A 22,357-nucleotide genomic window follows, 5' to 3' on the forward strand; every position below is an offset into this window, starting at 1 on the left:
CTTATCTTAGTGTTGTTTTTCTTTTACGCTAGAAAGAAATGATTTATTGCGCAGACCTGTTCGGCGAATATAAGCTTCTACCGTAACGTCTACATCTAATTTTGGAAAGTAAACGTCATCCCATTCTGATTTGAGTTTTTCCCACTGATTGGGGCGCTTGCGTTCCAGCGCTTCTCAAAACCCAAAAATGTCAACTTTGTCTGTCTGAGCTTGTTTAATAGCTGTTTGTAATTCTTTTTTTATTTCTTTACCTGCAGCTTTTTCCATTTTTTTGATTACAGCAGGTTGACGTGTATTAACAGGGACCTCCACTTCTCCAAGATCGCCTTCTACGCGAGTATGAACGGACGCATAAGGTTTTCCTTTTATCACTTTTACAGATACCTGCGCTTTTTGACGAACTGTTTGATAGGCAAGCGCTTCTTTTTTTCCTTTCCAATCTACATTAATATCGGTTCCTTGTATTTTATCAAGGATCCAAACGCTGCCTCTGGCTGGACTATTGTAAAACCAGTCGATTAACTTTCCATTTTTAAAAACAGCAATGCCAGAAGCACGAAGGGTAGCTTCTGGTGCGCTTTGCTGGAGATTATCTAATTTTTCTGCTTGTTGAGGGTTTCCAACTAAACGAAAACCTGAAACTAGTGCCTCCCCTCCAGGAGATTCAAGAGATCTCATCACTTCTTGAAAGGAAACCTTTAAGTTTTCTCCCCATTTTCTTTGAGTGAACTCCAGCGTTTTCATAATTTTGTTAGCTGGAATTTTATCGGCAGGCGTTAGTGCTTTTACCAAATCAGCAGCGCTTGACTGGTTTGCGATGACTAAGGAAGTCGTAATTCGAAACTCAGGGTCGCGATCAATAGAATCAATAAGGATATTAATTCCTTCTTCACGTGCTAGTTTTTCGCCAATCACGACTAAGTTTGTATTGGCAAAATAAAGTCTTCGAGAAATTCTAGCTGAAGCGCGTCTGCTTGCTTCAACTAAATTATCGCCAGAAGCAGAATAGATAGTAACAGGCGGACTTTGAGTACCGCCGCCTCCTTGTAAGCCAGCTACGTTTCCAGTATTAATAATTTGAAAGGTGAGCTCATACCGCCCCTCTTTCGTTTTATCAATACCCATTGCTGATACAAATGCAAGATCCGTTAACTCTTTTTTACTCCAGCAGCTCGTAAGCAATACCATCATTATGGTCATTAACAGTAAAAATAAACTTTTACGTTTCATTTTGATCACCTTCTTCAACTTCCTGATTAATCATGCCTCGTGAAGAAGGAGGCTCAGGCTTTTGATGTTTGCTTTGACGAACTTTGTTATCACTAATTAATTTAGGTCTTCTTCTCATCGTCCACCAAGGTAACCGCAGTAATGTATCTTCATTGCTTGCAGGAATAAAGGGGGCTAATGGCGTTATGTAAGGAACATCAAATGAACGTAAGCTGCACAGGTGTCCAACCCCCATTAATACCATAGAAACCGAATGTAGCCGCTCCTAGTATAAATAAAAAACGAATTAAACGCGCTGAAATAGCCATATCGAAAGATGGTGTGGCAAAGCTAGCAATGGCTGTAATCGATACGATAATAACCATACCTGGTGAGACAATACCTGCTTGAACCGCTGCTTGCCCAATAACAAGAGCTCCCACAATCGATACAGCCGAGCCGATAGCTTTTGGTAATCGAATCCCTGCTTCACGCAAAATTTCAAATGTGACTTCCATAAAAAAAGCTTCCACGAACGCGGGAAATGGAACGGATTCTCGCTGTGCCGCAAGAGCTACAATAAGCGTGGTGGGTACCATCTCTTAATGAAATGTCGTAACCGCCACATACGTAGCAGGAGCGATAAGTGAAATCATAAACATAAACACCCGCAAAAGACGAATGGACGTCGCAATATCAAAGCGTGCGTAGTAATCTTCAGCCGATTGGAAAAATTGAATGAACAACGCTGGAGCAATAAGTACAAAAGGAGTTCCATCCACAAAAATAGCAATTCTTCCTTCCAAAAGGTTACCCGCCACCACATCGGGTCTTTCTGTATTATAAATAGTTGGAAATGGAGTGACCGTTTGATCTTCAATTAGCTGCTCAACATAACCTGATTCCAAAATACTATCAATATCAATGTTTTTTAATCGCTTTCGAACTTCTTTTACAACTTTATCGTTTGCGATGCCATGAATATACATAAGAGTGACATCCGTTTTAGTTACCCGGCCAATCTTCATAGACTCTAGCCATAAGTCAGGTGTTTTAATAATTCGGCGCACCATGGCTAAGTTTGTGCCAATTGACTCAGTAAAGGCACCTTTTGGTCCCCGCACTACCATTTGGGTAGTAGATTCTGAAATGGAACGCTTTTCACCCCCTTGTGTACTTACGCTGAGTACGCGGCTTATGCCGTCGACAATAAGAAGGCTGTCTCCTGACATTAAAGAAGAAAGTAAATCATTCCAGTTGTCTGCAAACGATACGTTGCCGATTGTTACGATGTCTTCGGAAATTAACTCCAATGCATTTTGATCGTTTAGTTCGGTTTTTTGATTATCTTTCATAAGAGACTGCAGTAAGTAATCTTGAATGGATTGGTTATCTACAATCCCTTCTATGTAGACGATAGCAGCAGCCAAGCTGTTATTGACGTCTATTTTAAAATGACGAATCACAATCTCTGAGCTGTTTCCAGTTTTCTCTTTAATGAGGGTAAGGTTCTCAGACAGCAGATTCTTAAGAGAAGAAGCTGTTTGTTCGCTGCTTGTTTGATCTGCCTGAGGTGGAAGGTTATTTTTAGATTTTTGATTTTTAAAGAACGAAGGCATAAATGAAAACACCCTTACTATAGTTTTTATTAATTTGAACAAAAACCGTATAATTATGTAATTTTTAACAAAATATCTTTTGCATGACGGTAAATGAAAATGACGACCCTATGAGGTAAGTAATGATTAGGTGAGGAGGGAAAATGATGAGAATTATTGGAGTTAGCCTGCTGCTATTTGGATCTGTGATCGCTCTTTCTGTAGGAATTGATCTTTTTCAAGGAACGAAGGTACTGCAGGCACTATACAATGCTTTAAGCCCGTTTCGTGTAATGGAAGTGGCCGAATTATTTGTCCTTTTTTCTCTTTTGTTTTTCTTTTTCGCAGAGTCACTTTATCTTGTTTTAAAGAAGCGGCAACAAAAGCAATAGTAACTTAGGGCAAAGAGGTTTTTATATCTTCACTATCGAAACAAGCGTATAGAAAGATAGCTTAGAGATAGGGGAGAACCACATGGACATTAAGACTAACAGATTACTAATACGCAAATTTAAATATGAAGATTGGCAAGATGTCTACGCATATACATCTGATGCTAATGTCATGAAGTACATACCAGAAGGTCTTTTTAGTAAGGATGATGCGAAGAAATTTGTAAATGAAAATATGAAAGGAAATGTTAGGAATTTTCCAGTTGTATTAAAAGACGAAAAAATTCTAATTGGTCATATCGTCTTTTTTAACTATTTTGGGTACCATACTTATGAAATTGGCTGGGTATTTAATTCTCTCTATCATCAGAAAGGATATGCTTCAGAAGCGGCAAAAGCAATAGTGGACTATGGTTTTAACACAATGAAACTGCATCGGATTATTGCTACTTGTCAACCTGAGAATACGTTTTCTTATCGTGTTATGGAGAAGATCGGGATGAGAAGAGAAGGGTATTTTAAAAAATGTATTCCAACTGAAAAAGGATGGTGGGATGAATATTATTACGCGATTTTAAAGGAAGAGTGGAAATGAGCTTTACTTTTACAGAATTACATTTTCCGAGTTGTAAAGACGAAAACAAGCCCAATTTTAAAAAAATGAGCAGAACAGCAAACCAAAACGTCTAGGCAGACATACAATAACCTATCCATGAGAAACACCCCATGTTTGAACCTTCTTTGTTTTAGCAACAGAAAATTACGTTGAAAGGGAGTGCTTGTATGTCTAATGCTGGATGTGGATTCGGTTCTGGTTTCGCTTTATTAGTTGTATTATTTATTCTATTAGTAATTATCGGATGTAGTTGTTATAGCGGTGGTTACGGTGGCGGCTACGGCTGCTAATTATATCACTGAAAAGCCTAAAGGATACCCTTTAGGCTTTTTTATGTTCATTATAAAAAGCTGGAAGAGATGATTAATCGGCAGGCTCAGTATCAACATGCGATTCAATTTTTTTCCCTTTCGGCAATTGATCAATAGAAGCCCAAGGCACGCGCCGAGGCTTATATTCAATCGCATCAGTAGAGTAAACGGCCACGCTTACGACTCCTCCGTGTACCTGCGCTCGAATCAGCAAAGGATCACTATACGTATTTTTAAAATGAAAGTCAGGTCCATACCAGCTGACGGTAGCGTCTCGCCCAGGAGGTACGTAGGAAACACTGCGACTGTGTGAGTAACGCTGCGTAATCGTTACGCCAGCGTTATCGACGGCGTTAAATAAGGTAGAAGAAACTTGGCAAATTCCTCCTCCAACTCCTTCAGAATACTCTCCTTTTACAATAATTGGCGCACGCATATACCCTTTTGCTGCCGTTCTTTTTCCAACGGTTTGATTAAAAGAGAAAACTTCCCCAGGAAATATGACGCTGCTGTCTAGCGATTCAGCCGCAAGAGAAATATTGTGAGAACGATTTTTATTATGAGGGTTAAATACCGTATGATAATGACCGATTTGCTTAATTCGAATCGTTGCAAGCAGCTCCTTATCCACGCGAGGCGGAACAGGAAGCGTCGGGATTTCTAATGTTGACGTACCGCCGTTAAAAAAATAAGTATAAAATTTCTCCGCAAAATCTTTATGATATAGTTTGACACCCACTTGCTCAGGGACAATTTGTCCGCTTTTGTCAATGCGGGCATTTATGGGCTCTCTATATGTTTTTTTATCCAATTCTTTTAGAAGAAGATTGTATTGATCATGATCAACCATAGGTACAGGAAGAAGAGGCACGGCCACTTTGTCCCGTTCAATCCGTTCAATTGGTTTACCGTCATGAGTAATAGATAGGTGGTCTTGTGTAGAAAGAGGTTGAATGAGCATTAAAAGTCCAACCATCCAAGTGAAATTCATATCATATACCTCGCTTTCACCTGTTAGTATGAATAAAATGAACCGTTTAATGTATAGGATTCACAAGCTCTTTTTTGTATTATTTTCCATAAGTCGAGCGTGTAAAAATTTCTATTTATAATTGTATGTGTACTTTCGCATATTACATAGAGAAACTACAAGGTAATGAGGGTAGACAATGACAAAATTAATGATTTTAGTCTTTATGCTTATTAGTTTTTTTGTGCATCCCCAAAAGATGAAAGCAGAAGAAAACCTTACGTACTTTCCAGTAAGTGACACAGGAAAAGTATTAAAGTGGAAACGTGTAGAAAGTTTACTGCCGAAGGGGAAAAAATTTAAAGTTATCGATGTAGAAACCGGTTTTTACTTTTACGTGCAGCGAAGAGCAGGCTCACACCATGCAGATGTTCAGCCGCTTACACGTCAAGATACGAAAGTAATGAAGCACTTATATAATGGGAAATGGAGCTGGAACCGAAGAGCTGTTCTCATTCCGTTTAAAGGCCAAATGCTTGCAGCTTCCATGAACGGAATGCCTCACGGAGCCGGTGCGCTTGAAAATGGGTTCCCCGGTCATTTTTGCATTCATTTTGCAGGAAGTACGACTCACAAGTCTCAAAATGTGGATCCAGGTCATCAGTTAATGGTATTAAAAGCAGGAGGAAAACTTGATGAATATGCATTAAAAGCTGAGCCGGCAGAAGTCGTAAATATGTTTTTAACAGGGTTAAAGCAAGATGACGATGCTTTAATGCAGCAGGTTTTGCGCGTGAAACAAGAGCATAAGCTATGGGCAAAATTGCATAGGATCTCGACTATTTATTATAAAACGGACTTATTTCATGCAAAAAAGTATAAAACAAAAGAGAAAATCGCCGTAGATTGCCTTATTTATTACGAAGATAAAGGGGCTCAAAAGACAACGATGGTTTTTACTTTAAAAAGAAATTCGTTAACAAAAGGGTGGGAAATTTCTTCTCTTACATTGTAATAGCTGATTATTTATTTAAAAACACATCTGACAGAAAGCAGATGTGTTTTTAAGCATTTGTTTAGCTCTTTAGCCATTCGCAATGTTATAGTGGAAAAACGTGCTTACATACGATAGAAAAGAATAAAAAAGGGTATAAGTAATAATATTACTCTTTCTACAAAGAACTCTACAGCACGAAAGGAGAGGGTGTTTATTTTTTCATATTGGTTTAGTCGCTTAGTCGCTGCAGATCCTGGACGAAAAAGGCTCAAAACGGCTTCTAAAGCTACGATCAGCGTAATTACAGCAGTCGTTATTATGCTTATCGTATTAAAAGCAGCGGGAAGCTCACAAATTACCGCTGCTATTTTAGCAGGCGTAATTGGCCTGATGGGTATATTGGTTGTAAATGATGAAACAACGAAAGCAAAAAAAGTTACCACAGGCTTAGTAGCACTTTCTAGCGCCGTTTCTCTCGGCATTGGCTCGTTTCTATCACGATATGGACAAGCAGAAAATATTTTTCTCGTTCTGTTGGCGTTTATGTCTTTTTATTTACAAAAATTTGGTATTCGCTATTTCTCTTTATCGATGGTAGCATTTATGTCTTTTTATTTTGCTTCTATTTTACACGTTACGTTTTCTCAGCTGCCGTGGCTGTTAGCTGGAGTTGTAGTAGGAGCCTGCTGTGCATTTATCTATAATTTTGTCATCTTTAAAGACCGACCTGCCAACGTGCTGAGGTCTTCAATGAAATCATTTCATATTCAAGTGAATTTGGTGCTTGATTTAATTATTGAGTTAATTCAAAAGAAACAAATTGAACCGGCTCAAATCAAACAATATAACCGCAATATTAAAAAACTAGCGGAGTATGCCCGTGTAGCATCAGAAGAGCTTGGAAATACAGATCCCCACGACATATGGCCTGGCGTAACAGCTGAACAGATGCGCCTTTATGTATTTGATACAGTTATGCTGCTTCAGACATATTCCCCGGCGATTCGAAAGCTCAGTGAATTAAAAGCATTTAATCATTTTGATATTCAGCAGCTACTGTTAAAGCTAGTGGAATCGATTCGCGAAGCAGAAGTATTAAATGAAAATCCTACTCATTCCTTAACGGATGCAGCTCAGCATCTGCAAGAGCTGCGCCAAAAATTAAGTGAACTCGAACCTCAGGATAAAAGGTATAAAGATTGGCTTTACTTAATCCGCCGTATCGAAACGATATCAAATCACGTGATTGATGAAGCCTATGAGCTGCAGCAAGCAATTGTGAAACAAGAAAAACAGCCCCAAAAAGAAGCGGAAGAAAAAGAAGACGAAGAGGACAATGATGAAGAAAAAGGATTAAAACCATCTACGAAAAAGTCTATTCAAGCGGTCATCACTGCAGTTGCGACATTAATATTTGGCTCTTTTTTATCTCCATCGCATCAATATTGGGCGCTGTTAGCAGGCTATTTAGTGCTTCTTGGCACAGAAACAATAGGGAGTACGTTTGTAAAAGCAGTCCAGAGAAGTGTAGGAACGCTTTTAGGAGCAGCGGTTGGCTTTGTTGTCGCAAGCTATGTTTCCCCCGGAATACTAGAAGTAACGCTGCTTTTTATCTGTGTGTTCATGGCTTTTTATTTCTTTCCTATTACGTATTCGTTTATGAGCTTTTGGATTACGATGATGCTAGCCTTTATGTATGACATGCTTCTTGGCGGAATTTCAGAGAGCTTATTGCTAGCTCGCGTGTTAGATACAGTCGTAGGAGTTGGAATTGGCTTAGCCGTATCTGCTCTTGTGTTTCCTAAACGAACAAGAGATAAAATAACCGACACTTCAGTAGAATACGTAGCGGCCTTAAAAGAATTTGTTCACACTTATTTGTATCGTTTTACGAATCAGTATTTGTTTGCCAATTTAGCTGATAAAGGAATGGAATTAGAAAAAAAGCTAAAACAGCTTCAGGTCGACTCAGATCCTATTATCAAAGGTTTCGTTGGCCGTTCACGTCTTCAGCAATTTTTGACCGTTTTTACCGCCATTAATTATTACGCCAAGCATTTGGTAGCATCTTCTACTAGAAACGAGGCTTTTTATAAAGAAGTGGAATTTCATGGCGTAATAAAGGAAGTGGAAGAGAAAGTGGCAAGCAACTTCACTCAGCTTGAAAAAGCTTTACGAGGAGAGCGAGGGACGTATGTATACACACTTGAAGATGTAAGACAAAAGATTGAACAATCTTTAGATTATTTTGATACGTCCGTTCAATCAAGAAACTTACAGCATCTGCAGCTGCTGCATAACATTTATTACGTATGGAAAATTAATCAATCGGTTGTTCACTTAGCCAAAGAGCTAGGAGCAGAAGAAATAAGTAGTGAAAACTAAAAACCAGCGAATATTGCGCTGGTTTTTTAGTCTGACGAATAAGGAGACGTATCTTTTCTAATCGTTCTCCATGTTGTTTTAAGACCGGCATAGCTGCCAATAGCCGCGTATCCATAAAAGTAGCCCATAAACAATCCGGCAATAATATGATGGGGATGACTAATAAATACTGAAAAGAGCACGCCGACAGCTAAAGCAATAGTCGGCACATATTGCTTTTTAGGATGAAAAAGCAATTTTACCAGCTGCGTAACGATTAATACGACAGGAACACCAATAACCGCGTCCCAAAAATTTGTATGAATTGTAGGGAAATCCATGGTCAAGCACCTCGTTAAATGTGTTAGATGTAAGGTTATCTAGGTTTCTTACCTTAGAACACCTCAATTAGTTATGAGGGGCTCCAGGTGGATAATAATAAGGAGGAATTTTAAGCCATCCTTTTTGCTGCATTAGAATTTTCACTTTTGATCCCAATATGACTTTTTCAGTATGGAATTTTAGCCACATTAATCCAATATCGGTTCTAATAGACTGTCCCATATTCGTGCTGCACATGACGATATTAGAGGCGATTTTTACAGATATTAAGTTAGCGATTTCAGAATCCGTGGCTTTTGCTCCTAATGGAATACTGTTAGGGTCGGATTTCGGCTTGGTAGCCGGTATTTCAGGAAGTGGAATTCCTTCTTTAATCATTAATTTTTTTAGTGTATCAATTTGAGATTCAGCCAGGGTTTTTGAGTCTTGAGTAAGCTTAAGTAGTTCACTGTTGGTTGTTGTATTAAGGCAGGTCTCTAAGGCAGGTATCTCTTCCGCTAAAGCAGTAAAATACAGCCAGCATCCCATAGTCTCACCGATATGTGGGCGAGGGGGCGAATCATCTGTAGAAGAGTTCTTTATATAATCAAGTAGTGTCTCAATGACGTTAATCATAACTTTTCACCCTTTATATAGTTTATGCATCTTCATTATTACCTTCAGCAGAAAAGGATAAACACAGCTAAGAAATGTTACATATAAAATTGATTATGATGAGTGGAAGAAAAAGCATCTCACGCAGCAATTTATAATGGTGATGGTACCCCCATCTAAAGGTATAAAATCGTTGAAATGCTTGGTAAATAGATTGGTGCGAAGATAAAGTAAATAACAAAATCTCCTTATTTCTTAAGGAGATTTTGTTATCAGATGTATTATATAGTTTTTCTTCGGTGCTCTCTCCATAACGAAGTTAGTTCTTCTGACCAATATTTATAATCAAATACCGTTATATTTTTGCTAGGCATAAAAACATTTAACAGCCAATTAACCCTCAATCTATCTCTTGGGCCTATCGTTTTATCATTTTTACAGCAGCCTTCATCACAAGGTCTATCGTGTATCTTGTAAGGAATATTTTTAACGACTAATCCATCTTTTACACGTTTTGTGTATTCAATTCCTATAATCAAATATATCACTCCTCGTAGTAACTCTTATCTTCATAATCATATGTATGAATGACTTCTTTAATGAAAGCGTAGTAAGGGAGTAAGACAAAAATAAAAAAGCCCTGCTGTAGGGCTTTTAGATTAAGCAACTTTTGATGCAACGACGATTACTTTACCGTGATCTAATTCTTCTTCATAGCGTTCAGCTTCCGGCTGTGATAATCCTAATGAACGCATTTTGGCACGAAGCTCGTCTCCTCGAGAACGAAATACATTCGCAATCGCATCAAAAACACCTTGTTCAGAAAGACCTATATTGTTTGTATTTGTTGCAGCTGTTAAATCCTCGGAGCGATCTTGATGGTGTGCAAGTAAATAAACTTCGTCTTTTGTAAATCCTTCACGCAAAAATTGTTCAATTGTATCTTTTGCCTGTACGCCATTTTCAACTACTTTTACATTTACCATTTCAAAAAACCTCCTTGTATGATAGACAACTTTTTTGAATACGTTGAGTAATGAAGAGAAGTTTAATCAACTTACCTCCTTGTTTTGTGTATACACGTTATTGGAAGTGATAAAACCTATTTCATGAAATTGAGTTAAAAAGCCTAACATAGAAGAAGGGGAAGCAGCGCTGTTATTTTTAAGGAGAAACTGGTGAAGAATAAGCGGGAAGAAGCTTTAGCCATCCTTTTTCCTGCATCGGTTTTTTTTTTGATCTTTTAAGGTACAGTACAAACTGCAAAAAGCCTAGATCTTAAACAGCTAAGATCTAGGCTTTTTGCATACATAAAAATAGAGAAATTTAAGATGAAAGACGTTCTTTTTGTTTTTCATAAACAGAAGTAGACTCGTTCCATGTATATCGACCATCTTGTAATTGAATGGTTGCGCTGAATGGACAGTCTATTGACGTTTCTGCGTCATCTAAACTACTTTCAAGTAAACTTTTTTTAAATCGAAGCAAATCTTCTTTTGAAGCAACTCGAAAAACCATTTCTAACGTAAGATCATCGTCCATTGCATTGTGTAATTGACTAATACTTTTGCGGAATTCTTTATTATATTGAAGCATAATTTTAATATCTGCTACGCAAGCAACACCAAACACATCTTTCACAACAGACTCAACCGTTAACTGAGTTGTGGAAGCATATGTTGAAATATTACGCTGTGGATTTTCTAAATAATAAATCGTTTCTACAGGATGTCTCGTGGTAAGCACCTCTTTCCTATTCTTAAGTATACAGGAAAAAAGAATGGAATGGGGAAAGATTTTTAGGAAAGGAGTCCTGACATACATAAAAAGACTGTTTGTGATAGGAAAGAGAGTTATAAATTGAGGGCTTTTCGCTTATCATTTTTGTTATATCCTTAAATCAACGAATTCTGTGCAACATCCCTTAATGTTTGATAAAATAAAACCCTACGTCTCAAATCCTTCCAATGGATCCCTCAACTACTATTTCTACTTATTTTAAAGGAGGACGCTATTTTGTATTTTGAACAAGCTTTAACACATTTACAGTCCTATTTTGGCTATGATTCGTTTCGAAAAGGACAGGAAGAGTCGATTCGTTATGTTTTAGAAGGGCACAATACCGCTTGTATTATGCCAACAGGGGGAGGGAAATCGCTTTGTTATCAAATTCCTTCGTTGCTTTTAGAAGGAACAACCCTGGTTATTTCTCCGTTGATTTCCTTGATGAAAGACCAAGTGGACACGCTGAACGCAGCTGGTATTCCAGCCACATATATTAACAGCTCGCTGACACATACGGAAGTACAGCAGCGCTTAGAAGAAGTGGCGCTTGGGGAGTATAAGTTACTTTATGTAGCGCCGGAACGCCTGGAGTCTCCGCAATTTTTGGAACAGCTTCAAATGCTTCCTATTCCGCTTGTGGCGGTAGATGAAGCGCACTGTATTTCACAGTGGGGCCATGATTTCAGACCGAGTTATTTGCGCATCAATGAACTGATCGGCAAGCTGTCTAACGCTCCGATTGTGATGGGGCTGACGGCTACTGCGACGCCTCAAGTGCGTGAAGATATTTGCCGAGCTCTTCATATTAACGAAGAGTACACGGTGATGACTGGGTTTGAACGTGAAAATTTATCGTTCGCTGTGGTAAAAGGCCAGGATCGAATCAGCTATATCGAGCAGTATATTCGTAAAAATGACCAAGAAGCAGGAATCATCTATGCCGCTACGCGTAAAGATGTTGAAGAGCTTCATGCTAGATTGCAAAAGTCAGGAGTTAACGTATCAAAATATCATGCTGGTATGAATGCGAACAGCCGTGATGAAGAGCAAAACCGCTTTCTGCAAGATGATGTGCAGGTGATGGTGGCTACCTCTGCCTTTGGAATGGGGATCGATAAATCCAATATTCGCTTTGTTCTTCACTATCAGCTTCCGAAAAATATGGAAAGCTATTATCAAGAAGCAGGACGTGCCGGTCGTGACGGGCTGCCAAGTGAGTGTATCGTGCTTTATTCACCTCAGGATATTCGCGTGCAGCGCTTTTTGATTGAACAGTCAACGTCGAATCCTAAAAAGCAGCTTCAAGATCTTGAAAAGTTGCAAAGTATGGTGAACTACTGTCATACAGAAGGCTGCTTGCAAGCGTATATTCTTCATTATTTTGGAGAAAGTGAAGCGCATGAGTGCGGCCGCTGCAGCAACTGTACGGATGATCGTGTGGAAATAGACGTAACGGTCGATACGCAAAAAGTATTATCTTGTATGATTCGTATGGGCGAACGCTTCGGTAAAATGATGATTGCTCAAGTATTAACGGGTTCACGAAATAAAAAAGTAGTTGATTTTGGTTTTGACAAACTAAAAACGTACGGCGTCATGAGCGACCGATCGGCTAAAGAAGTGAGCGATTTTATTGAGTATTTGATTTCCGAGCAGTTTATTTTAGTAGGACAAGGGTCATTTCCTACCTTATCCGTAGCGGCCAAAGGAAAAGGCGTGCTTCTTGGGACGGAAAAAGTGATGAGAAAAGAACAAATGGAAGTGAAGCAAATTGTCCAAGATGACGAGCTGTTTGCTCATTTGCGTTCCGTTCGAAAGCAGCTGGCAGACGAAGCCGGCGTACCTCCTTTTGTTATTTTTTCAGACGATACTCTTCATGATATGTGTGCAAAACTTCCGGTAACGCTTGAACAGTTCGCCACTGTAAAAGGAGTCGGAGAGCAAAAACAAGAGCGATACGGAGAACGATTCACAGCTGAAATCAAACAGTTTTGTGAAGAAAATCCAGATCGAAAGCGAGAAGTATCTGCGCCTGCTCCGAAAAAAGCAAGAGCGTCATCAAAAGAAGGGTCTCATTTAATAACGTATGAGCTATTTCAGCAAGGAAAATCGTTAGATGAAATTGCTGAAGAACGTGAATTAAGCCGCATTACCATTGAAAATCACTTGTTTAAATGCGCTGAAGAAGAAAAAGAAATTGACTGGTCATCTTTTCTTTCGGATGAAGGCGAACAGCTTATTTTGCAAGCTGCTTCGTCAGTAGGCGATGAAAAGTTAAAGCCAATCAAAGAAGAATTACCTGAAAACATTACTTATTTTATGATTAAAGTAGCGTTATTTAAACAAAAAATGAAGCAGCTATCTTAAACAAAAAGCTCCTATTAAAGGAGCTTTTTGTGTTGAATAAGGGAGTTTATTGATAAAATAGAAGAAAGAAATATTTGAAAAGTCAGATTGAATGAAAAGGAGTACTGCACTGAGATGATTGAACGAGAGCTTGAAGCTATTTTGCATGCTTCTAACGACAATATCGTCATCACTGATGAAAAAGGGTGTATTTTACGAGCGAGTCAAAACTGCCGTGATATATACGGGTATGACGTGTCAGAGTTAGTGGGACAAACCGTATACGAATTGCAAGAACGCGGGATATTTTCACCTTCCGTTACGATTGAAGTATTAAAGAAAAAGAAAGAAGTACAGCTGATGCAAAAAACAGAAACGGGTAAAGTTGTAATGGCAACCGGTATTCCCGTGTATGATGAATATCAGTGTATGAAAAGAGTAATCAGCTTTTCACATGATTTAACAGAGCTTCAGCGCTTAAAAGAAGATTATCAGCAGCTTGAAGTGAAAATGAAAACATATCAGCTAGAAGTGGAAGAGCTTCGGGAACAGCAGTCAAATGATATGGTCATACGAAGTGAATCGATGAAAAAAGTATGGTCGATTATTAATCGCGTGGCAGACAGCGATGCAACGGTTGTGTTGCTAGGTGAATCGGGTGTTGGTAAAACGGCTTTTGCTCGTGCTTTACACTATGGAAGTGAACGAAAAGAAGAGCCGTTTATTGAAATCAACTGCGGAGCCATTCCAGCTAGTTTGTTTGAATCTGAAATGTTTGGATACGAAGCAGGCTCTTTTACAGGTGCAAGTACAAAAGGAAAAATAGGAAAGTTTGAATTAGCTCATAACGGCACGCTTTTTTTAGATGAAATAGGAGAGCTGCCTCTTGATATGCAAGTGAAGCTGTTAAAAGTGCTGCAAGAAAAAACAGTCACCAAAATTGGAAGTGAACGAGCCAAGCACGTAAACTTCAGGCTGATTGTAGCAACAAATCAGCCGCTTGAGGAAATGGTTAAAAAAGGAACCTTTCGCGAAGATTTATTTTATCGGCTACACGTTATTCCGATTACAATTCCTCCGCTTCGCGAGCGAAAAGAAGACATCGCGGCACTGCTTTATCACGTGTTACATAAACAAAATGAAAAATATAAAATGAAGAAATTTTTTCATGCAGAAGCATTAAATCAATTGGTTGAATATCCGTGGCCCGGAAATGTGCGCGAGCTTGAAAATACAATTGAACGCCTCGTGTTAACAACAGATGAAAACAGCATCTCGCCTCAAGACCTCCCGTTTTACTCAGAAAATATCAGAAGAGAAAAAGAAGAATGGGAGACTCTTGATACGTTAACCTCTCAGGGAATGACGCTTCAGCAAGCACTTGCAGAAGTGGAGAAAAACTGGCTGATTCGCGCTTATCGTCAGTGTCAAACAACGTATGAAATGGCAAATGCACTAGGAATTAGTCAGCCTACGGTTGTAAGACGTTTACGAAAGTACAATATTAAATAAGGAAAATTTAATTCAAAATGAATTAACCGATTCAATTTTGAATCGGTTTTTTGTTTTGATTCTATTATGAATTAAAAATCGTCCATAATTACACGAAAAAGGGTGATAAAATTTGGCATGCATTTTGCATTAATAAAAAGTATCTAAATAAAAAGCGTCAGTATCTAACATGTTGACACGGCGCTAATGAATGAAACCCATTAGGAGGAATAAATCATGCCAAAATATCAGCCGAAAAATTCATTTGAATCTCCGCGTTTTTGCGGACCTCGAACGTTTATGAGACTTCCGTATGTAGAACAAGTAAATTCAGATATGGATTTTATTGTCACGGGTATTCCATTTGATTCAGGGCAGTCTTTTCGCACAGGAGCACGTTTTGGACCGGAAGCTATTCGAGATTTCTCCATTTTGCTTCGTCCGTATAACCCAGAACAAAAGATTAATATTTTTGATTACATTTCAGGCGTGGACTACGGCGATTTGTCAGTTGTTCCGGGATATATTTTAGAAACATATAAAAAAATTGAAGAAGGGTTAACGCCGGTTGTGAATGAAGGAATTATTCCTATTTCACTAGGCGGTGATCATTCAATGACGCTTGGTGAACTTCGTGCCATCGCGAAAAAGCACGGACCCGTAGCGCTTTTACAGTTTGATGCTCATTCTGATACGTGGGATAGCTATTTTGAACAAAAATACAATCACGGTACGGTATTTAGACGAGCAATTGAAGAAGGGCTAATTGACGTGTCGCGCTCCATTCAAATTGGTATGCGAGGCGGTCTATACGGCATTGAAGATTTAGAAGATGCAAAGAACTTAGGTCTAGCTCTGTATACGACAAATGAATATAAAAAACTGGGCGTTGAAAGAATGCTAGAAATTATTCATGAGCGTGTAGGAGAAGGACCTGTATTTTTATCGTTTGACATTGACTTTTTAGATCCGGTTTACGCACCGGGAACAGGAACGCCTGAAGTATCGGGTGCAAGTATTGACGATGCGCTTCAATTCGTTCGAGGCTTAACAAATATTGATTTTGTCGGTTTTGATTTAGTAGAAGTACTGCCAGCTTATGACCATGGCCAAATTACAGCAGCAGCGGCTGCTAACATTGTCTATGAATTTATCACGCTTATTGCATTAAGAAAAAAGCAAAAGAAGAAGAAGCGCTGTTAGTGAAAGCACGCGACTGAATATAAGCAAGACCGTAAAAGTGGGAAGGTACTATTATCTTCCCACTTTTATATAAGAGTTCTCTATGGGGAGTGTTGGACTATGAACGAGCAAGTAAATGTAACAGTAGATAAAAAACGAGCAAAACCATGTAAAAGAGAAATACTCAACCCAGCAACCAATAAGATCATAGCGAAAGTATTTGATTCGTCGCTTCAACAAGTAGAGGAAGCGGTAGGTAAAGCAAAGCAGGCTTTTGAGCAGAGTGAATGGAAGAAAAATAAATCACTGCGTGTAGAGGTGCTTAAGAAACTAGCAAATTTATTAGAAAATGAAGCGAATATATTCGCTGAAACAGAAACATTAAATACTGGCAAACCGATAAAAGAAGCGCAGTTAGATATTGAAGATACGATTAATTGTTTAAGATATTACGCAAATTTAATAGAAGAAAATCAGCCGTGGACAAAAGACATGTTCGACGATACAAACAGTAAAATCATTCAAGAACCTATCGGCGTATGCGCGCTAATCGTTCCTTGGAATTTCCCTTTGCTGCTTGGTATGTGGAAGCTGGCTCCTGCCTTAGCAGCTGGAAATACGGTAGTGTTTAAGCCGTCAGAATTAACGCCACTTTCTTTTTTAAAGTTAGCTTCATTATGTGAAAAAGCTGGTATACCAGAAGGCGTGTTTAATTTACTTACAGGAGACGGTGAAGTGGGAAGTGCACTGGTTGAACACAAAGACGTAGCCAAAGTCTCTTTTACAGGAGGATTAGAAACAGGCAAACGTATTTATCAGCAGTGCGCAAAAGAGATGAAAAGAGTTTCGCTTGAACTGGGAGGGAAATCTCCGCTTCTTATTTTTGAAGACAGTAAAATTGATATTGCAGTAGACTGGACAATGTTTGGCTCATTTTTTAACCAAGGACAAGTGTGTGTAGCTTCATCGCGTATACTCGTACATGAATCTATTTATAAGCCGTTTCTTTCTGCTCTTACGGAGGCTGTTGCTGCTATAAAAATTGGTCATCCCTTAAGAGAAGAAACGGAGATGGGTCCGGTTATTAGCAAGGAGCATCTGAACAAAATACAGCATTTTATCAAGTTAGGTCAAGAAGAAGGCGCGAATTTATTAACAGGAGGAACGTTAATTGACTGCGAAGGTGGAAACTATATAAAGCCGGCTGTGCTCGTCGATGTGGAGCAGCATATGAAAGTCGTACAAGAAGAAATATTTGGTCCCGTTATTACCGTTCAATCTTTTTCAAGTGAAGAAGAAGCCATAGCACTTGCCAACGGCACGAGATTTGGTTTAGCTGCAGGAATTTTAACGAATGATTTAATGAAAGCAGAGCGAGTTGCTGAACATCTTCAAGCGGGAACGATTTGGATCAACGGCTACCATACGCCTCATATTGAAACGGTGTGGGGCGGTTTTAAAGAAAGCGGCATTGGCCGGGAGTTAGGTCCATCAGGATTAGCTGCTTTTACTGAAACAAAACATGTGAATACAAATTCCAAGCTAGCTCGAGCCAATTGGTATCAATAAAAGTGAAAGGTGGAATAGGAATGACAACAAAAAGTGGTCTCGCCCATGATGATGTGCAGCCGATTGCAATGAATAAAAGAAGTATGGGCTTCTTCTCTACATTTTCCATGTGGATAGGAGCCAATGTGGTGGTAACGACCGTTTTTACCGGAATGCTGTTTGTACCCGATATGACATTTTTAAAGGCATTATTTATTATTGTGCTTGGCTCTTTAGTTGGTGCCATACCGCTCGTGTTGATGGGAAATATCGGAACTCGAACCGGTCTTCCAACCATGGTTTTGATGAGACCAGCTTTTGGACAAAGAGGAGCTATGCTTCCTGCTGCTGTTAATCTTATTACACTGATCGGCTGGGCGTGGATTCAAGCCTACATGGCAGGGCTAAGTTTAAATCATGCCATTACTTTTTTGACCGGTTACAGCAATATCAATCTATTTACAATTCTTACTCAAGTGTTGGTAGTAGCTATTTCTATATACGGACATAAAGGCATTGAAGCAACGGAAAAATTAGTAGCTACGCTTATGGTCATTTTAGCAACCGTTGTGTTTAGCTATTTGTTTATCGAATTTGATGCAGCAAAATTAATTCAAATGAAAGCAAGCGAAAATCCTGGTATTACAGGAATGTTAGCTTTTGATATTGTAGTAGCTACAGCTTTTACGTGGATTCCCATTGTTTGCGATTATAACCGAAACTGTAAATCTGAAAAAACGGGCATTGCGGGAACTTATTTAGGATATAACGTCGCAACTTTAATTGCGATGGGGTTAGGCGCAACGGTTTCTGGTTTTTCAATTCTCGGAAATATGACGCAAACGTATGACCCGGTAAATTTAATTGGCGCATATAGTCCGCTGTTAGGGTTAGTAGCTGCCATCGTAATTTTTTTATCGGTGCTGTCAACCAACGTAATGGTATTGTATAGCGCGACGATGTCTTATTTATCTATTTTTCCAAAGCAGAGGTTCTGGATACCGGCACTAACCATGGGAGTTGTCACAGTCCTAGGTTCTTTATTAAAAGAGTGGTTGATGACAAATTTTCAAAGCTTTTTGCTTATGATCGGCGTATTATTTATTCCCATTATTGCGATTGTTCTTGTTGATTATTATATCATTCGCCGAAAACACTATGACGTTTCAGCTATTTTAGAAAAACAAAATAAACTGTACTGGTATACAAAAGGCTTTAACCTTCATGTGTATGTATCTTACATAGTGGGGGCTGTATTTGCCTACTATTTTACCTACGTTCACCCGCTAGCCACAGGCGCAACGATCTTAGCTTTTTTATTTACAGGTGTTTTACATGTATTGTTAACCAAACTTTCACAGCTTTCAATCCCTTACTCAAAGGGAATCGACAAAAATGCTTGATATATATTTAAAATAGACTGAATTATCAAAAATAACCAAAAAGCTCCTATTTAGAGGAGCTTTTTGTGTTAAAAATAGCTAAGAAATAAGCAAAAGCAGGAAGAAGAGAGGTTCTTGATCTAGCTAAAAATAAAGTAATAACATGTATTTGATTCTGTCAGGGGTCTTTCCTATAATAAATGTAGGAAAACTTTCCAAAGGAGAATTTTATGCTCGAATTAGAGGCTATTCAAAGCAGGGCCATTGAAAAAACTAAACATACATTACTACAGGATATAAAAAGCGTAATAGGTGAACAAGACGAATGTCCAGATTTTGAGACTTATTTAACAGACAGGCACTCTTTTATTAAAAAGGCCTGGGGGACTACGTGGAGAAAAGCAGTTGTTTCTTCTGTATCTAAAAAAAGCAGAAAGTCATATTTAACAGAGAAAGGCTTTGAGGTGAAAGGGTATAAACCTCAAGCTATAGATAAGTTATTTGCTAAAGAAACGAGAAAAGGTATAGAGTTTGATTCTTTTTCTTGGCTAGAAGAGCAATACGGAAAGGGCAATAAAGCAGAGTGGCTATCACTATACGGAGAAGCAAGAGCTGAATTCGCCGAAAAAGAAGAAGAAAGAAAAGAGAAAGAAAGACAGCAAAGTATTAATGATCGAAAAGCCAGATATCAATTACAGTTAAACTTAGAAGCAGCTCCTATTTTGGAAGTAAACAAAGAGCTGTACTATCTACATATAAGAGAACAGCTTTCACATCAGCTGTCAAAAGACATTAAAACAAACTCAAAGTATATTGAAAACTATGCGCCGCATACTGAACTTGAAGATGAATTAATAACAAACGGTGATTTAACACGTCATGATTATGAAACGGTTAATGACTTTTTTCAAGAGCTCACCGGCGGCGTAAGCTCAGAATTAGACAGATATTCAACGATTATCTTGTTTGAAACATATGAAGATGTATACGAGGTATTTATCACCGATAAGATTTATGAAATCATTCCAACTATGATTATGGATGACCTTCCTACTTCATTTAAAGAAGAATATAAATCTTATACAAATGCTTCGGTAACACGAATGGATATTATAAAAGCACTTAGAAGTGATTTATCGGATTTGGTCTATGAATATAAAAAAATGCTCGTAGAAGAAAAGCTTTCCGATGTGCTAGAAGTTTCAGATCACAACTTGACGATTGAAGAGCATCAAGAGAGATATCAACAGCAGCTGGAAGAAAGACGATTACAACAAGAACGTGAACGTGAAGAAAAGAAAAAGCTGATTGAAGAAGAACAGCGACAGTTAAATTATATTTTTGGTGCAGAATACGAAATGGACCCAAGAAAAGAAACGGAATACATCCTTCATCTCGGTGATACAAACACAGGAAAAACGTATACCGCATTAAAGTCATTAAAAAAAGCTGCTTCGGGTAATTACTTAGCGCCGCTTCGCCTGTTAGCTTTAGAAGTTTTTGAAAAGCTGAACAAAGACGGAGTCCCTTGTTCGTTAAAAACAGGTGAAGAAGAAAAGATTGTTGAAGATGCTCAGCATATGGCCGGTACCGTAGAGATGTTTAGTGAATTGGAACATGGCGATGTAACCGTAATTGATGAAGCACAAATGATTCAAGACAGAGACCGAGGGTTTTCATGGTATAAAGCCATCACACGAGCCAATGCCAAACAAGTTCATGTTATCGGGAGTTTAAGCATTAGAAGTATGTTAGAAGAGATGTTAGACGGTGTGATCTCAGAAATTCATGAGTATGAAAGAGATATACCTTTAAAAGTAGATCTTAGAAAGTTCAAAATTGAACAAGTAAAACCCGCAGATGCTTTAATTGTTTTCTCCCGTAAAAAAGTTCTGCAGACAGCGGCTAAGCTAGAAAAAGATGGTCATAAAGTTAGCGTGATTTATGGAAGTATGCCGCCTGAAACGAGAAGAAAACAAATTGAGCAGTTCATTAATAGAGAAACAAATGTCATTGTGTCTACAGATGCGATTGGAATGGGGTTAAATCTTCCAATTAGACGAATTGTGCTTTTAGAAAACATGAAGTTTGACGGGCAAAAGAGGAGATTGCTGACTTCTCAAGAGTTAAAGCAGATTGCAGGTCGTGCTGGAAGGAAGGGCCTCTACAATGTTGGAGAAGTTGCATTCGCTAAAGATGCAAAGCAAATGAGAGAACTGTTATTTTCAACAGACGAGCAAATCAGCAAATTTTCAATTGCGCCTACTTCAGATATGCTAAGAAGATTTAAAGAATATCATCATGACCTCGGAACGTTTTTTGACATGTGGGCTAAATTTAAAAATCCAAAAGGTACACAAAAATCAAACCTTGCACAAGAACGTGAGCTTTATGAGGAAGTGAAAGACACCCTGATTGAAGCGAAAATGCCAATTGTTGATTTATATGGCTACTTGCAGCTGCCTTTTTCAGCCAAAGAAAGCTCTTTGAAAAAGCAGTGGGTTGCCAGCATGAATACGATTGTTAACAGAGAAGAGTTACCTGAACCACGGATGATAGAAGGTTCACTGGAAAAATTAGAGCTGTCTTATAAGGCGATTGGCCTGCATCTTTTATTTTTATATCGAATGGACAGAAGGCCAGAAGCTATTTACTGGGAACGTGTCCGAGAAGAGCTTACCGATAAAATCCATAACGTATTAAGAAAAGATATGAAAAAATTTAAAAGAACGTGCAGTACATGTGCTAAAGACCTTCCTTGGAATCATGATCATGCGATATGCGATTCGTGTTTTCATAAAAGATTCCGCAGAAGATATGGAGACGACGATTTTAATTAATAAGATGTAGTGATAAAAAAGAGGCTTTTACGAACGTATGTTAGTTAAAGGAAGGTCCGAACGAGTTCGATTTTCGATTGAGAATCCAATTCGTTCGGCTTTTTTTCATTGTGAAAGTAGCTTTCATGTGTTTCGTTCCTTCTAGCTGTTGATTGGAGGGCAAGGCGAAGGCTCCTGCGGGAAAAGCGGAACAGGTGAGACCCCGCAGGAGCGTAAGCGACGAGGAGGCTCAGCGGCCGCCCGCGGAAAGCGAAGCCTTGCACGGAAATCAACTGCGGTGTAACAGGCGGTTCAGCTCATGCATCCCATTTACTCGTCTTTAGATTGGATTCATTTCTTTATGTCTCAATCTTATTTTTCGTATAGGCTTTTTATCTTTTTCCTATGAAT

18 protein-coding genes and 2 pseudogenes are annotated in these 22,357 nt (G+C 38.7%); 12 read left to right on the forward strand and 8 right to left on the reverse strand.

Translation table 11 applies throughout. The features are described 5' to 3' along the window. Positions 1-6: 6 nt before the first annotated feature. Both Q5794_RS11970 and Q5794_RS11975 read right to left on the reverse strand, forming a co-directional pair. Positions 7-1,230 (reverse strand): annotated as a pseudogene (locus tag Q5794_RS11970) (Ger(x)C family spore germination protein). Further along, positions 1,220-2,828, reverse strand: a pseudogene (locus tag Q5794_RS11975) (spore germination protein). Before Q5794_RS11975 ends, Q5794_RS11970 begins: the two co-directional pseudogenes overlap by 11 nt. A 146-nt stretch (positions 2,829-2,974) precedes the next feature. Between Q5794_RS11975 and Q5794_RS11980 the strand changes: the two are divergent. The 3 genes from Q5794_RS11980 (at position 2,975) to Q5794_RS11990 (ending at position 4,105) form a co-directional block, all read left to right on the forward strand. Beyond that, complete coding sequence (locus Q5794_RS11980; protein WP_214987204.1) at positions 2,975-3,199, forward strand: hypothetical protein; 225 nt, start codon at positions 2,975-2,977, stop codon at positions 3,197-3,199. An 82-nt stretch (positions 3,200-3,281) separates the two neighbouring features. Continuing rightward, positions 3,282-3,794 (forward strand): GNAT family N-acetyltransferase, encoded by a 513-nt coding sequence (locus tag Q5794_RS11985; RefSeq protein WP_214987031.1) that lies wholly within the window; start codon positions 3,282-3,284, stop codon positions 3,792-3,794. Positions 3,795-3,982: 188 nt separating this feature from the next. Further along, entirely contained in the window at positions 3,983-4,105 is a 123-nt protein-coding gene (locus Q5794_RS11990; RefSeq protein ID WP_013056948.1) for a YjcZ family sporulation protein, read from the forward strand. A 73-nt stretch (positions 4,106-4,178) separates the two neighbouring features. Here the strand turns inward: Q5794_RS11990 and Q5794_RS11995 are convergent, their stop codons facing one another. Beyond that, positions 4,179-5,117, reverse strand: coding sequence for a VanW family protein (locus tag Q5794_RS11995; RefSeq protein WP_214987030.1), 939 nt, complete (start codon positions 5,115-5,117; stop codon positions 4,179-4,181). A 178-nt stretch (positions 5,118-5,295) separates the two neighbouring features. Between Q5794_RS11995 and Q5794_RS12000 the strand changes: the two genes are divergently transcribed. Together Q5794_RS12000 and Q5794_RS12005 are read left to right on the forward strand one after the other, a co-directional pair. Then, positions 5,296-6,111, forward strand: a complete 816-nt coding sequence (locus tag Q5794_RS12000) for a hypothetical protein (protein WP_214987029.1) — start codon at positions 5,296-5,298, stop codon at positions 6,109-6,111. Positions 6,112-6,300: 189 nt separating this feature from the next. Continuing rightward, a complete protein-coding gene (locus tag Q5794_RS12005) occupies positions 6,301-8,478 on the forward strand; it encodes an FUSC family protein (protein WP_374989128.1) in 2,178 nt (725 codons plus the stop codon). A 26-nt stretch (positions 8,479-8,504) separates the two neighbouring features. On the opposite strand, the gene Q5794_RS12010 is transcribed toward Q5794_RS12005, so the two are convergent. The 5 genes from Q5794_RS12010 to Q5794_RS12030 all read right to left on the reverse strand — a co-directional run bounded on the left by Q5794_RS12010 (position 8,505) and on the right by Q5794_RS12030 (position 11,139). Then, positions 8,505-8,798, reverse strand: a complete 294-nt coding sequence (locus Q5794_RS12010) for a hypothetical protein (RefSeq protein ID WP_164798067.1) — start codon at positions 8,796-8,798, stop codon at positions 8,505-8,507. Between the two features lie 67 nt (positions 8,799-8,865). Continuing rightward, a complete protein-coding gene (locus Q5794_RS12015; RefSeq protein ID WP_192997376.1) occupies positions 8,866-9,414 on the reverse strand; it encodes a DUF3231 family protein in 549 nt (182 codons plus the stop codon). Positions 9,415-9,674: 260 nt separating this feature from the next. After that, positions 9,675-9,932 carry a hypothetical protein gene (locus tag Q5794_RS12020; RefSeq protein WP_192997377.1) on the reverse strand — a complete coding sequence of 86 codons (258 nt, stop codon included), beginning with the start codon at positions 9,930-9,932 and terminating at the stop codon, positions 9,675-9,677. 120 nt (positions 9,933-10,052) lie between these two features. Beyond that, positions 10,053-10,379, reverse strand: coding sequence for a general stress protein (locus tag Q5794_RS12025; RefSeq protein WP_013056955.1), 327 nt, complete (start codon positions 10,377-10,379; stop codon positions 10,053-10,055). A gap of 340 nt (positions 10,380-10,719) precedes the next feature. Beyond that, on the reverse strand, positions 10,720-11,139 hold the full coding sequence (locus tag Q5794_RS12030; RefSeq protein ID WP_192997378.1) for a hypothetical protein: 420 nt from the start codon (positions 11,137-11,139) through the stop codon (positions 10,720-10,722). A gap of 270 nt (positions 11,140-11,409) precedes the next feature. Between Q5794_RS12030 and recQ the strand changes: the two genes are divergently transcribed. From recQ to Q5794_RS12065, 7 genes are all read left to right on the forward strand, one after another. Next, complete coding sequence (recQ, locus tag Q5794_RS12035; RefSeq protein ID WP_374989129.1) at positions 11,410-13,545, forward strand: DNA helicase RecQ; 2,136 nt, start codon at positions 11,410-11,412, stop codon at positions 13,543-13,545. A 114-nt stretch (positions 13,546-13,659) separates the two neighbouring features. Next, the gene (locus Q5794_RS12040) at positions 13,660-15,036 is read left to right on the forward strand and encodes a sigma-54-dependent Fis family transcriptional regulator (RefSeq protein WP_214987026.1); all 1,377 of its coding nucleotides are present in this window, start codon (positions 13,660-13,662) and stop codon (positions 15,034-15,036) included. Positions 15,037-15,252: 216 nt separating this feature from the next. After that, the gene (gene speB / locus Q5794_RS12045; protein WP_374989130.1) at positions 15,253-16,218 is read left to right on the forward strand and encodes an agmatinase; all 966 of its coding nucleotides are present in this window, start codon (positions 15,253-15,255) and stop codon (positions 16,216-16,218) included. A 99-nt stretch (positions 16,219-16,317) separates the two neighbouring features. Then, positions 16,318-17,766: an aldehyde dehydrogenase family protein gene (locus Q5794_RS12050; RefSeq protein WP_374989131.1), complete on the forward strand. Its 1,449-nt coding sequence runs from the start codon at positions 16,318-16,320 to the stop codon at positions 17,764-17,766. A 20-nt stretch (positions 17,767-17,786) separates the two neighbouring features. Continuing rightward, a complete protein-coding gene (locus Q5794_RS12055; RefSeq protein ID WP_214987024.1) occupies positions 17,787-19,148 on the forward strand; it encodes a cytosine permease in 1,362 nt (453 codons plus the stop codon). A 209-nt stretch (positions 19,149-19,357) separates the two neighbouring features. Further along, positions 19,358-21,967 (forward strand): helicase-related protein, encoded by a 2,610-nt coding sequence (locus Q5794_RS12060; RefSeq protein ID WP_214987023.1) that lies wholly within the window; start codon positions 19,358-19,360, stop codon positions 21,965-21,967. Between the two features lie 148 nt (positions 21,968-22,115). Then, complete coding sequence (locus Q5794_RS12065) at positions 22,116-22,250, forward strand: hypothetical protein (RefSeq protein ID WP_264295276.1); 135 nt, start codon at positions 22,116-22,118, stop codon at positions 22,248-22,250. The last annotated feature ends 107 nt before the right edge of the window (positions 22,251-22,357 follow it).

The organism is Priestia megaterium, from assembly GCF_041941685.1.
Taxonomy (GTDB): domain Bacteria; phylum Bacillota; class Bacilli; order Bacillales; family Bacillaceae_H; genus Priestia; species Priestia megaterium_C.